The sequence below is a fragment of the Dactylosporangium sp. NBC_01737 genome (assembly GCF_035963215.1).
Taxonomy (GTDB): domain Bacteria; phylum Actinomycetota; class Actinomycetes; order Mycobacteriales; family Micromonosporaceae; genus Dactylosporangium.
The window spans coordinates 12,934,894-12,947,762 of sequence record NZ_CP109153.1; the positions used below are offsets into that span (position 1 = coordinate 12,934,894).

A 12,869-nucleotide genomic window follows, 5' to 3' on the forward strand; every position below is an offset into this window, starting at 1 on the left:
AACTGGTGGACGATTTCACAACGGGAACGGGGGCGCTGTCACACGCCCTTAACATCCGGTCATGAGTGAGCCTGTCAGGTCTGGACCTGAGGAGGCGGGCGGGTTGCGGCTGGGGGCCGACTTCGCCGGCGGTGACCTGGAGCAGTGGCAGCGGCTGGCCCTTGCGGTGTTACGCAAGTCCGGCGGCGCCGATGATGCCACGCCCCCCGAGGCGGTGCGGGAGCTGCTCGGCAGCGTCTCCTACGACGGGATCGCGGTGGCGCCGCTGTTCACGGCCGACGACACCGCCGGCCTGCCGCCGGTCGGGTGGCCCGGGCAGACGCCGTTCATCCGCGGTGGCAGCGCGCAGCCCCGGGCGTGGGACGTGCGGCAGCGGCACGCCGACCCCGACGCGAAGGCCACACGGGAGGCGATCCTCGCCGACCTGGAGAACGGGGCGACCTCGATCTGGCTGGACGGGATCGCGCCCGGCAGCATCCCCGAGGTCCTCGACGGCGTGTACCTCGACCTCGCCCCCGTCGTGCTGGACTGCGGCGCCGACACCGAGGCCGCCGCGAGCGCGTTCCTCGAGCTGCCGGGTGAGGACAAGCGCGGCAACCTCGGCGCCGACCCGCTCGGATGGCAGGCCAGGACCGGGCAGCCCGCCGACCTCGGCATGCTGGGCCGGCTCGCCAAACGCGCACCTGAGACGGTGCCGGTGGCGACCGTCGACGCGACGCCCTATCACGAGGCGGGCGGCAGCGACGCCGAGGAGCTGGGCTTCGCCGCGGCGACCGGGGTGGCGTACCTGCGGGCGTTCGTCGACGCCGGGCTGAGCGCCGGGATGGCGCTGCGCCAGCTGGAGTTCCGCTATGCGGCCGGCGGCGACCAGTTCGCCACCATCGCGAAGCTGCGGGCGGCGCGGCGGATCTGGGCGCGCATCGCCACCGTCTGCGACGTGCCGCACCTCGGCGCGCAGGTCCAGCACGCGGTGACGAGCGCGGCGATGATGACGGCCCGCGACCCGTGGGTGAACCTGCTGCGCACCACCGTCGCCTGCTTCGCCGCCGGGGTCGGCGGCGCGGACGCGGTGACGGTGCTGCCGTTCGACGCGCGGCTCGGGCTGCCCGACGGCTTCTCCCGGCGCATCGCGCGCAACACCTCGACGCTGCTGGTCGAGGAGGCCAACGTGGCCAGGGTCCTGGACCCGGCCGGCGGCTCATGGTTCGTGGAGTCGCTCACCGACGCCCTCGCGCACGCCGCCTGGGACGTGTTCATCGACGTCGAACGCGCCGGCGGGATGCGCGCCGCCCTGGACAGCGCGCTGGTCGCGGACCGGGTCGCGGCGACCTGGCAGCGCCGCGCCGACCGGCTCGCACGCCGGCTCGACCCGATCACCGGGGTCAGCGAGTTCGCCAGCCTCGAGGAGCGCCGCCCGGCCCGCTCCCCCGCCCCGCCGGCACCGTCGGGTGGTCTGCCGCGGCACCGGTACGCCGAAGCCTACGAAAACCTCCGCGACGCCGCCGACGGCTCGGACAAGGTGGTCAGCCTGGTGACGCTCGGACCGGTCGCGGCGCACACGGCGCGGGCGTCGTTCGCGGCCAACCTGTTCGCGGCCGGCGGCATCCGCACCGTCCACAATGGACCCGTCACGGAGGTCGTCTGCATCTGCGGGTCCGACCGCTCCTACGCCGAAGAGGCGGCGCAGACCGCGGGGCGGCTGAAGGCCGAGGGCGCGCGGACCGTCTGGCTGGCCGGGAAACCCGCCGGCTACGAGCACGTCGACGACTACCTGTACACCGGCTGCGACGCCCTCGCGGTGCTCCGCCGGACACACGCTGACCTGGGACTGGTGGCGCCGTGATCCCCGACTTCACCGAGGTCTCCCTCGGCACCCCCCGCGTCGACCCCGCCGCACCGGAGCCGGGCGAGGCGTGGCTGACGCCCGAGGGCATCGACGTCGCCGGCGTCTACGGCGCGGCCGACCTCGCCGGCCTCGACTTCCTCGACACGTACCCGGGGATCGCGCCGTACCTGCGCGGCCCCTACCCGACGATGTACACCACCCAGCCATGGACGGTGCGCCAGTACGCCGGGTTCTCCACCGCCGAGGAGTCCAACGCCTTCTACCGGCGCAACCTCGCCGGCGGGCAGAAGGGCCTGTCCGTCGCGTTCGACCTCGCCACGCACCGCGGCTACGACTCCGACCACCCGCGCGTCGCCGGGGACGTCGGCATGGCCGGCGTCGCCATCGACTCGATCCTGGACATGCGGCAGCTGTTCGACGGCATCCCGCTGGACAAGATGAGCGTGTCGATGACGATGAACGGTGCCGTCCTGCCGGTCCTGGCGCTGTACATCGTCGCGGCGGAGGAGCAGGGCGTCGCGCCGGAGCAGCTGTCCGGCACGATCCAGAACGACATCCTCAAAGAGTTCATGGTCCGCAACACCTACATCTACCCGCCGGCACCATCGATGCGGATCATCAGCGACATCTTCCGGTACACCTCGGAGAAGATGCCGAAGTTCAACTCCATCTCCATCTCCGGCTACCACATCCAGGAGGCCGGAGCCACGGCCGACCTGGAGCTCGCCTACACGCTCGCCGACGGCGTCGAATACCTGCGCGCCGGCCGCGACGCCGGCCTGGACGTCGACGTGTTCGCGCCCCGGCTGTCGTTCTTCTGGGCGATCGGCATGAACTTCTTCATGGAGGTCGCCAAGCTGCGCGCCGGGCGGCTGCTGTGGGCGAAGCTCGTGCGCGAATTCGGCGCGAAGAACCCGAAGTCGCTGAGCCTGCGCACCCACTGCCAGACCTCAGGCTGGTCACTGACCGCACAGGACGTGTTCAACAACGTGGTCCGCACCTGCGTCGAGGCGATGGCCGCCACCCAGGGCCACACCCAGTCGCTGCACACCAACGCCCTCGACGAGGCCCTCGCCCTGCCGACGGACTTCTCCGCCCGCATCGCCCGCAACACGCAGCTGCTGCTGCAGCAGGAGTCCGGCACGACCAGGGTCATCGACCCGTGGGGCGGCAGCGCCTACGTGGAGAAACTCACCCACGACCTCGCCGCCCGCGCGTGGCAGCACATCCAGGAGGTCGAGGCGGCCGGCGGCATGGCCCGCGCCATCGACGAGGGCATCCCGAAGCTGCGCATCGAGGAGGCCGCGGCCCGCACCCAAGCCCGCATCGACTCCGGCCGGCAGCCGGTGATCGGCGTCAACAAGTACCGCCCCGACGCCGACGAACCCATCGAGGTGCTGAAGGTCGACAACTCCTCGGTCCGCACCCAGCAGCTGGCGAAACTCGCCCGCCTGCGCGCCGACCGGGACTCTTCCAGGACGCAGGCGGCCCTGCAGGCCTTGACAGCCGGCGCCGCGGGCAACGCGAACCTCCTCGAGCTCGCCGTCGAGGCGGCCCGCGCCCACGCCACCGTCGGCGAGATCTCCGACGCCCTGGAGCAGGTGTTCGGGCGGCACACGGCGCAGATCCGTACCATCTCCGGGGTGTACCGCGACGAAGCCGGGTCCGCCGGCAACATCGAACGGGTGCGTGCCGCCACCGCCGAGTTCGCCGAGGCGGAGGGCCGCCGCCCCCGCATCCTGGTCGCGAAGATGGGCCAGGACGGCCACGACCGCGGCCAGAAGGTCGTCGCGACCGCGTTCGCCGACCTCGGCTTCGACGTCGACGTGGGCCCGCTGTTCCAGACCCCGGGCGAGGTGGCCCGGCAGGCAGTCGAGGCCGACGTGCACATCGTCGGCGTCAACTCCCTCGCCGCCGGTCACCTCACCCTGGTCCCGGCGCTGCGCGACGAGCTCGCCGCGCTCGGCCGCGACGACATCCTCGTCATCGTCGGCGGCGTCATCCCCCAGCAGGACTTCGACGAGCTGCGCGCCGCCGGCGCCGCCGCGATCTTCCCGCCCGGCACGGTGATCGCCGACGCCGCCCTGGACCTGCTGGCGCAGCTCCGCTCCCGGCATGGATGACCTCTACGACGGCGTCCTGGCCGGCCGGCGCGCCGCGATCGGGCGGGCGATCACCCTCGTGGAGTCGACCCGCCCCGACCACCGGGCCCGGGCGCAGGAGCTGCTCGTCGCGCTGACCCCGCACGCCGGCCGCGCACGCCGCGTCGGCGTCACCGGCGTACCGGGGGTCGGCAAGTCCACGTTCATCGACGCGCTCGGCGTCACCCTGACGGGCGCCGGGCACAAGGTCGCGGTCCTCGCCGTCGACCCGTCCTCGACCCGCACCGGCGGCAGCATCCTCGGCGACAAGACGCGCATGGCCCGCCTCTCCGTCGACGACGCCGCGTTCGTACGACCATCGCCGACGTCCGGCACCCTCGGCGGCGTCGCCCGGGCCACCCGCGAGGCGATGACGGTCGTCGAGGCGGCCGGCTACGACGTCGTCCTCGTCGAGACCGTCGGCGTCGGCCAGTCCGAGACCGCCGTCGCCGGCATGGTCGACACCTTCCTGCTGCTCGCCCTCGCCCGCACCGGCGACCAGCTGCAAGGCATCAAGAAGGGCGTCCTCGAGCTCGCCGACGTCATCGCCGTCAACAAGGCCGACGGCCCCGGCGAACCCGACGCCCGCAAGGCCGCCCGCGAACTCGCCGGCGCCCTGCGCCTCCTGCAGAGCGGCAGCGCCGGGCGCGACTGGCAGGTGCCGGTCGTGACGTGCAGCGGCCTCACCGGCGCGGGCCTGACCGAGCTGTGGTCCCGGCTCGAAGCGCACCACGAGCACCTGTCCACCTCCGGCGACTTCGACCGCCGCCGCGAGGCGCAGCAGGTCGCCTGGATCTGGGAGACCGCCCGCGGCACCCTGCTCGACCGCCTCAACGCCGACCCGGCCGTCCGCGCCCTCGCCCCGGACCTGGAACGCCAGGTCCGCGCCGGCACGATGACCCCCGGCCAGGCCGCCGACGCCATCCTCGCCGCGTTCCACGCGGCTTCGTAGCGCCGTTCCACGCGGCTTCGTAGCGCCGGGGCCGTCAGACCTCGACGGGTCTGCCGGTCTCCAGGTCGACGACGCTGATCGCCTCCATGGGGCAGGAGGCGAGCGCGTCCAGGACGGCCTCGTCGTCCGGGGCGACGTCCGGGTTCACCGGATACGCCCGGCCCTTGACCTCGTCGAGCTCGAAGCGGTCCGGGGCGATCCCCGTACAGCTGCCCGACCCGATGCACGTGTGGTCCACGGTGATCCGCCACATGCAACCAACCTATCGAACTCCGCCATTGTTTGCAGACCTGGCACCGTTGCGCAATATTCGTACGGCTGATTGAAAAAGAGCAACAGCGGTCGTAGCTTTTAGGCGCTCACCCTGACCCCGTTCCGGCAGAAGGTGACTCGATGCCCTTACACCCCACCACCGTGCACTTCCGCACCGACCGCGCCGCCGAAGGCCCGCTCATCTGGGCGCAGCTTGCGATCTGGGACGTGTTCCGCTGGCTGCCGCCCCACGACTCGACCCTGAACCTCCTCGTCCAGTGCCCGGTCCCCGCCGGCCGCGACCTGCGCGACGTCACCACCGCTGTGCGCCGGCTCGTCGAGCGGCACGACTCGCTGCACACCGTGTACGTCGACACCCCCGACGGACCACGGCAACGCGTCATCGGCGAGGGCGACATCCCGCTGCGGATCCACGACGTCGGCGACCGCGGTACCGAGGAAGCCGCCGCCGAACTCGGCGAAGCGCTGCGCAGACCCTGGTTCGACATCGGCGCCGACCTGCCGCTACGGGTGGCGGTCCTCACCCGCGACGACACCCCGGTCGCCGTCCTGCTCGCCGCCAGCCATATGGCCGTCGACGGCTGGAGCTTCGCGATCGTCCGCGGCGACCTGCTCAACCTGCTGCAGGACCCGCCGATCGCCGTCGAACCCGGCCAGCAGCCACTGCAACGCGTCGAGTACGAGACCTCCCCTATCGGCCTGCGCCGCGAGGCGAAGGCGCTCAGCTACTGGTCGAAGCACCTCACCGGCGTCCCCACCCGCATGATCGAGAGCAACCGCGACGGCCGGCCGCCCAACCTCGACTGGGGCCAGATCCAGTCCCCCGCCCTCGCCCTGGCCACCAACGGCCTCGCCGCCCGGTTCGGCGTCCCACCGGCGACCGTCCTGCTGGCCGCGATCACGCTGCAGCTCGCCGCGTACACCGGCGAACGCGAGGCCCTGCTCCGCATGATCGTGTCGACCCGCTTCCGGCCGGCGAGCCGCGCCCTGGTCGGCGCCTTCAACGAGAACGCCCTCTTCCGGCTCGACTTCCCCCAGCACCCCGGCTTCCCCCGGCAGCCCGACGAGACCATCGGCGGCCTGCTGCACCGCGCCTCCGACGCGGCACTGCTGGCCTACGCCCACTGCGAGTACGACCCCCGCAAGCTCGACGCCATCTTCACCGAGATCGCCACCCAGCGCTCGATCACCCCCGACGGCTACTGCTTCTTCAACGACACCCGCTTCTCGGTCCAGGACCAGACCCCGCCGCCCCCGCTCCCCGACGCCGACCTCGCCGACGCGATCCACGCCGCCCTGCCGGCGACGAAGCTCCGCGCCCCGGTCATCGACCGGCTGCCGAAGCACGCCAACTTCTTCCTCTTCCTGACCGACCTCAGCGACACGGCGGAGCTGATGCTGTGCGCGGAGCACGGCTTCCTCGGCGAACGCGGCCCGCTGGGCTTCCTCGACGGCCTCGAACGCCTCGTCGTCAAAGCTGCCGTTGACGGGGGCGTCACCACCGCACAGCTGTACCACGACGCCTGCTGAGGCGTTGCGACGTCTTCGCCGATGCGCTGGCTGCCTTCCGTTGCTGTTCGCGTGCGCGTTCGTCATGCCCGTAATAGAAAATCCGGCACGGCTGCGGTCTTTGTGGCTCCGCGCAGCCTCCGGCGGCGCGACCGGTAGCGCGGTCACCGTCCGTGCCGTGTCGAGGTGATGCCAAGCCAGGTCCGCGCTCACATGATCCAGGTCCGTCGAGGTCATCATTCGGTGCTACAACACCGTCGCTGGTTCAAAGACACGAACAAATCACCCATACCGCAGCGCCGGCTTCGCCCGCGCCAAGATCTACGATCTTGGCGCTTGATCAAAGGATCCGGGTGGCCGTCCGGACGACCACAGGGCGCCTTCGATCATGAGCCAGAACGGAAGATCGCCGTTCGAGCGCTGGCACTACCCGGTCTAGTGATCGACGTTGGTAACTTGCATTGTCGGCGGCTTCGACTTCTCGCAAATCGCCCAAATCGCTGCGCTGCGCCGATCGGCGTCGATCGGTGCCGGCCCCGCTCATGATCGAAGGACCGGACTGGTCGTCCGGGCGACCGCGGCTGTCCTTCGATCACGGGGCGGGGCCGGAAGATCGCCGTCCGAGCGTTGGTACTACCCGGTCTAGTGATCGATGGTTTCGTTTTTTGGCCAGCGGCGGTGTTGTAGCACCGAATGCTGCGCCCGACGGCGCTGGATCATGTGAGTGCGGAACTACGGCACGGACGGTGACCGGGCTACCGGTCGCGCTGCCGCAGGCTGCGCGGAACCACCAAGGCCGCAGCCGTGATGGATTTTCTATTACGGGCATGACAAACACGCACGCGAAGAGCAACCAGCGCATCGGAGCTGCCCGAGAAAAGCGGAAAGCCCGGCCGCCGGCGATCGGCGACCGGGCTGAGCGTCAGTGCGGGCGGCACGCGCCAGGCGTTACGCGCCAGGCGTTACGCGCCCCGGGCCGCACCCTCGTCGCCGGCGGCCGCCGTCTCGGCGGGCACCGCCTCGGGCGACGCGTCGTCGAGGGCCGGGGTCAGCTCCGGGGAGATGACATCCGTGATGGTGCTCTCGCGCAGGTGCCGGTTGTTGCGCGGCTCCTGCCGGGTCTTCGCGTCGTTCAGCCGCCGGCGCAGGTCGTCGCGGACGTCGTTGAGCGCCGCGTGCAGATCCTCCTCCGCCGAGGTCGTCACGATCTTCTGCTGGCCGGCGATCCAGCATTCGAGGGTCACCTTCTGCCCCCGGGCGGCGCGGTCCTTCACCGACACCTCCAGCTCGGTGGCGTCGACGGGGAACGCGGCCAGGCGGCTGTCGAGCGTGGCGAACTGCTCGGCGATCCAGGCCCTGTCCCCCAGAGAGAAGCCGGCACCGACGCGCAGGCAGTCCTCGACGGTGGCCGGTGTGCTCGTAGCACTTCTCGACATGTCCGAGACCCCTTCCGTTGCTTACCTTGACGATCACCGCATACCCCGCGATGACCCTGTTCATGTCCCCCAAACCTTCCTAGGAGGCTAGCCTACCACCCCGAAACCGCCCGGCTGCAGAACGCCGCCGGGACGTTACCGAGGGTCCGCAGGGGGATGAAATCGCAGGTGGTTAGGGTCGGCGGCGGCCCGCTCGTAGGCACTCACCGTGCCGGCGCGGCCGCCGCTGAGCCGTGCTCCAACGGGCCGGGGAACCAAGTTTCTGGGGTGAATCCGCGCTTTTTGCGCGGTAGGGGCGACTGTTCCGTCCCGAATCCGTCAGCTCACCCGGTAAGCGGCCGATGGAGGGAACAGTATGTCCAGACCTCCGTGGATCGTCGCCGTCGTGACGGCGCTCGCGATCCTCCTGACCCCGACCGTGGTGCTCGGCACTGCCTCACCGGCGAACGCCAGTGAGGGCGGCGACCCGGCGCTGATCAAGAAGCTCGACGAGACCAACCGCGCGTACATCGACGCGCAGAACGCCCTCACCGCGTCGTTGCAGCGGCAGAAGGACCTGGCCGCGCAGCAGACGGCGATCGAGCCGAGGTACGCGAAGCTGCACGAGGAGACCCAGTCCATCTCGATCGCGGCGTATCAGAACGGCGGCGGGCTGCGCAGCGCGGCGACGCTGCTCAACAGCGGGACGCCTGGGGCGTTCGCCGACCGGGTGAGCACGCTGGAGGTCATCGCGCGCGGCAACGCCGAGCAGCTGCGGCAGGTCGCGGCGCTGCGGGACGAGCTGAGCAGGACGAAGGCGACGATCGACGCCGAGGTCGCCAAGCAGCAGGCGAGCATGGCGGTGATGTCGAAGCAGAAGGCCGAGCTGGAACGGGCCCTCGCCCAGTCCAAGGACGCCGTCGACGCCTCCACCACCTTGAGTGGCGGCACCACGAGCAAGGCGGCGGAGCCGGCGCCTCGCAGGGCCGACGGATCCTGGCCCACCGAGTCGTGCGCCACCGACGACCCCACCACGAAGGGATGCCTGACCCCGAGGACGTTGCACGCGCTGCAGCAGGTACAGAAGGCAGGCTTCACGCACTTCGTGTCGTGCTGGCGTCCGCCGGGCGAGCCGTATGAGCACCCGAAGGGCCGGGCCTGCGACTTCGCCGCCGACGCGAAGGGCTTCGGCGGGGTGGCGACCGGCGCGTCCAAGGAGTACGGCACGCAGCTGGCCGCCTGGCTGGTGAAGAACGCGACGGCGCTCGGGGTCATGTACGTGATCTGGTTCAAGCAGATCTGGACGCCGGCGGGTGGCTGGCACGCGTACCGCAGCGGTCAGGGCGACCCGAGCAGCGACCACACCAACCACGTCCACATGTCGATCTACTAGAGGGCGCGGAGCGCACCGAGCAACGCCTCCACCGCCGGCAGGGCCGCCCTGCCGGCGGTGACGAGCGCGTCCAGCCGGCGCGCCCCGGCGACCGGCAGGTCGGTCACGCAGAGCCCCGGGGAGGCGACACCCCGCAGCGCCAGGTCCGGCGCGATCGTGGCGCCGTGCCCCGCCGCGACCAGGGCGAGGACGGCGGGATAGTCCACGCACAGGTGCACCCGCCGCGGGGTGAAGCCGCGCTCCCGGCCGAGCCGCTCCAGCACCTGCCCGGTCGTCGAGGTCGGCGGCCCGCAGATCCACGGCCGGTCGGCAAGGTCGCCGTAGGAGTGCACCGGCGGCCAGTCCGACGGCACGACCACCCGGTACGGATCCTCGGCGAGCGGCACCACGTGCACCTGCCGGCGTGACTCCAGGCCGAGGCTCGCGTCGCGCTCCGTGATGGTCAGGTCGAGGCCGCCGAGGCGCAGCTCGCGCAGCGCGGGCGGGCCGTCGAGCTCGGTGATCGAGCAGGTCACGTCCGGGTGGTCGCGGGCCAGGCGCTCCATCGCCGGGATGAGCAGAAACCGGATCACGGTCGGGAACGCACCGACGCGGACCAGTCCCGCGGCCCGGCCGGACATCGCGGTCAGCTCACGCTCCGCCTCGGCCAGCTCACGCTCGATCGCCTCGGCGCGGGCGGCGAGGATCCGGCCGGCGGCCGTGAGCACGGCCCGCCGCCCGGAACGGTCGACGAGCGGCCGGCCGACGGTGTGCTCCAGCTGCGCGAGCTGCTGCGACACCGCTGACGGCGTCACGTGCAGCGCGGTGGCGGCGCCGGCGAGGGTACCCCGGCGGGCGATGGCGGCAAGCACCGCAAGACGACGGGGATCAAGGTTCACTGTGCAGCCCTGCTTCAGTGCAACTGTAGGAATTCTCGTTCACACGTTAGCTGTGCTGTCTGCCAGGATCGAAGGCGCGAGCGGTCCGAAGCGCAGCGGAGGAGCCGCGAGCCAGAATGGCAGTGTGGGCTCAGGCCGACACCGGAGCGCAGCGGAGGTGGCGGCGTGAGCCGTTTCGTCGAACTCAACCATCCGATCCACGCGGGCCAGGTCACGTACCCGGGCATCCCCGGACCGCAGATCACCGACTACCTGTCCAGGGACGACTCCCGTGGCCGCTACGCGCCGGACACCGACTTCCAGATCGGCCGCATCGACCTGGTCGCCAACACCGGCACCTACCTCGACACGCCGGCGCACCGGTTCGAGGGCCGCGGCGACCTCACCGACGTGCCCCTGGACCGCGTCGCGGACCTGCCGGGGCTGCTGGTCGACGCGACCGGCGAGCGCGGGGTCGGCGCGGCACTGCTCGCCAAGGCGCTGGGTGACGGCACCGATCTCGCCGATGCCGCCGTCCTCGTGTGTACAGGCTGGTCCAGGCACTTCGGCACCCCCGCCTACGGCGCGGCGGACGCGCCGTTCCTGGCCCGCGACGCCGTCGAGTGGCTGGTGCAGCGACGCCCGGCACTGGTCGGGATCGACTCCGTCAACATCGACGACGTCGCGGACCTGACCCGACCCGCGCACACCGGGCTCCTGGACGCCGGCATCTATGTCGTGGAGCACCTTGCCGACCTCGACCGGCTGCCGCTGGACGGGTTCCGCTTCTCCGCGGTGCCGCCCCGGATCGCGGGCATGGGCACGTTCACCGTCCGCGCGTTCGCGGTGCTGCCGTGATCGCGCTGCTCGGCTGGGCGGGTGCGGGTGTGCTGCTCGCCGCGTACGCGCTGGTGTCCTCGAAACGGATCACCGGCGACGGCGCCGTGTTCCAGAGCCTCAACATCGCCGGCGGCGCGGCCCTCGCGCTCAACTCCGCCGCCAACGGCGCCTGGCCGTCGGCCGTGCTCAACGTGATCTGGGTCGCGATCGGCGCGGTGGCGATGTTCCGCCTGGCCCGCCGCAGGGCCCGTCAGAGCCGCCCCGAATACCAGGGCGTCCTGACGCGGTAGAACACGAACCGTCCGGGCACCTCCGCCGCGCAGGCCAGATACGTGTGGCTCCAGGTGCACGTCTCGAGCGCCACGTCGATGTCGCCGAGGTCGCGGGTCGCGCCGCTGTCCGCCTGCACGCCCAGCAACGGGAAGGGGCCGGCGGGCACGTCGACCGGCAGCAGCAGGTAGCTGCCGTCGTCGAGGCGGGCGGCCCGCTTGCCGGGCCAGCGCCGCACGACGTGCCCGGCGGCGTCCAGCAGCAGCGCGCCGCCGGCGTCGCGCAGCATGAGCCGGTCACCGACCGGCAGGAGGGTCCTGGCCCCGTCGACGTCGACGCGGAACTCGACCTTGCCGGTGCGGATGTCCAGCGCCGTCACCCGGCCCTGCTCGACCGCGCAGATGCGCCGCTCCCCGCAGGCGGCCAGGTGCTCCAGCTTGGCCTGCGGGTCCGGTGACGTCCACGTCCACTGGGTCTTGGCCAGCTTCAGGCGGTCGTGGGCGCGGATCCGGTACCCGGCGCCGGGTTCGGCGACGAAGACCTGCTCCGCGTACGGGTACACGAAGTCCTCGGGCCCGGCGATCCCCGGCGCGCTGTCGTCGGGCTTGCCGCTGGACAGGCTGAGGACCTCCAGGCCGCGGTCGGCGACCGCGCGGACCAGGTGCGGGTCGACGGTCAGCGGCTCGTCGAGCACGGCACCGTCGACCGAGGTCGCCACCTGCTGGTGGCTCCAGTTGTCGGTCAGCCAGAAGCTGTGGTCGCCGCTGGGCTGGTCCAGCTTGGCGATCTCCTTCTGCGTGCCGACGTCGGTGATGACCAGATGGTGATCCGCCGCCCTGTACCGGAGGAAATACTTCCCGATCAGCTCCCACCGGTCGTCCACATGGGTGTCGAAGCTGATGAACGGCACCCCGTTGGAGGCGTTGAGCAGGGTGATCGTGCGTTTCCCGGCGCGGTCCGGTGCGCCGGTGACGACCACCGAGCCGCGGGCGAAGGCGAAGGACTCGACGTTGCTGAGCGACGTGTTGGTCCAGATCGGTGCCGCGCCGGGCTCGTCGACGTCGACGGCGCGCAGCTGGAAGCGGCCGTCGGCGGCCGGGTAGCCGATGAACGCCCGGCCACCGTCCAGGAACGCACGGATGCTGGAGTCGTCGACCGCGTCCGGGAAGGTGACCGTGTCGATGCGTGAGAGCCGGTCGAACGCGTACGGCCGCTGGTTGAGCCGGTAGACGAACGCACCGGCCAGCACGGCGACGACCAGCACGGCGACGATGGCCGCCGACCACCGGGCACGCCGCGAGAGCCACAGCGACCGACGCGGGCGCAGGCCGTCGGCTAAGGCGTGCGTATGCACCCGCCGACCCTATCGCGGG

At 71.6% G+C, this 12,869-nt stretch carries 11 protein-coding genes and 1 riboswitch; of the genes, 7 read left to right on the plus strand and 4 right to left on the minus strand.

The annotated features are described in order from the left end of the window. The first annotated feature begins 61 nt into the window (after positions 1-61). The 3 genes from OHA72_RS59710 (at position 62) to meaB (ending at position 4,939) form a co-directional block, all read left to right on the plus strand. Entirely contained in the window at positions 62-1,843 is a 1,782-nt protein-coding gene (locus tag OHA72_RS59710; RefSeq protein ID WP_327004949.1) for a methylmalonyl-CoA mutase family protein, read from the plus strand. 74 nt (positions 1,844-1,917) lie between these two features. Continuing rightward, positions 1,918-3,969, plus strand: a complete 2,052-nt coding sequence (gene scpA, locus OHA72_RS59715) for a methylmalonyl-CoA mutase (protein ID WP_327011890.1) — start codon at positions 1,918-1,920, stop codon at positions 3,967-3,969. Then, positions 3,962-4,939 (plus strand): methylmalonyl Co-A mutase-associated GTPase MeaB, encoded by a 978-nt coding sequence (meaB, locus tag OHA72_RS59720; protein WP_327004950.1) that lies wholly within the window; start codon positions 3,962-3,964, stop codon positions 4,937-4,939. Before scpA ends, meaB begins: the two co-directional genes overlap by 8 nt. Positions 4,940-4,973: 34 nt before the next feature. Here the strand turns inward: meaB and OHA72_RS59725 are convergent, their stop codons facing one another. After that, complete coding sequence (locus tag OHA72_RS59725) at positions 4,974-5,192, minus strand: ferredoxin (protein WP_327004951.1); 219 nt, start codon at positions 5,190-5,192, stop codon at positions 4,974-4,976. A gap of 140 nt (positions 5,193-5,332) precedes the next feature. On the opposite strand from OHA72_RS59725, the gene OHA72_RS59730 reads away from it, so the two are divergent. Then, on the plus strand, positions 5,333-6,742 hold the full coding sequence (locus OHA72_RS59730) for a condensation domain-containing protein (RefSeq protein ID WP_327004952.1): 1,410 nt from the start codon (positions 5,333-5,335) through the stop codon (positions 6,740-6,742). Positions 6,743-7,683: 941 nt separating this feature from the next. Here OHA72_RS59730 and OHA72_RS59735 read toward each other — a convergent pair. Further along, positions 7,684-8,157 (minus strand): HPF/RaiA family ribosome-associated protein, encoded by a 474-nt coding sequence (locus OHA72_RS59735; RefSeq protein ID WP_327004953.1) that lies wholly within the window; start codon positions 8,155-8,157, stop codon positions 7,684-7,686. 214 nt (positions 8,158-8,371) lie between these two features. Continuing rightward, a riboswitch (cyclic di-AMP (ydaO/yuaA leader) is annotated at positions 8,372-8,509 on the plus strand. Between the two features lie 3 nt (positions 8,510-8,512). On the opposite strand from OHA72_RS59735, the gene OHA72_RS59740 reads away from it, so the two are divergent. Next, positions 8,513-9,529: a coiled-coil domain-containing protein gene (locus tag OHA72_RS59740; RefSeq protein WP_327004954.1), complete on the plus strand. Its 1,017-nt coding sequence runs from the start codon at positions 8,513-8,515 to the stop codon at positions 9,527-9,529. Here OHA72_RS59740 and OHA72_RS59745 read toward each other — a convergent pair. Then, positions 9,526-10,380: a LysR family transcriptional regulator gene (locus tag OHA72_RS59745; RefSeq protein ID WP_327004955.1), complete on the minus strand. Its 855-nt coding sequence runs from the start codon at positions 10,378-10,380 to the stop codon at positions 9,526-9,528. The two genes, OHA72_RS59740 and OHA72_RS59745, sit on opposite strands and share 4 nt — an antisense overlap. Positions 10,381-10,572: 192 nt before the next feature. Between OHA72_RS59745 and OHA72_RS59750 the strand changes: the two genes are divergently transcribed. Together OHA72_RS59750 and OHA72_RS59755 are read left to right on the plus strand one after the other, a co-directional pair. Then, on the plus strand, positions 10,573-11,244 hold the full coding sequence (locus OHA72_RS59750) for a cyclase family protein (protein ID WP_327004956.1): 672 nt from the start codon (positions 10,573-10,575) through the stop codon (positions 11,242-11,244). Beyond that, a complete protein-coding gene (locus tag OHA72_RS59755) occupies positions 11,241-11,516 on the plus strand; it encodes a CBU_0592 family membrane protein (RefSeq protein WP_327004957.1) in 276 nt (91 codons plus the stop codon). The genes OHA72_RS59750 and OHA72_RS59755 overlap by 4 nt, the downstream gene beginning before the upstream one ends. Here OHA72_RS59755 and OHA72_RS59760 read toward each other — a convergent pair. Beyond that, positions 11,477-12,850 (minus strand): hypothetical protein, encoded by a 1,374-nt coding sequence (locus OHA72_RS59760; protein WP_327004958.1) that lies wholly within the window; start codon positions 12,848-12,850, stop codon positions 11,477-11,479. The two genes, OHA72_RS59755 and OHA72_RS59760, sit on opposite strands and share 40 nt — an antisense overlap. Between the last annotated feature and the right edge of the window lie 19 nt (positions 12,851-12,869).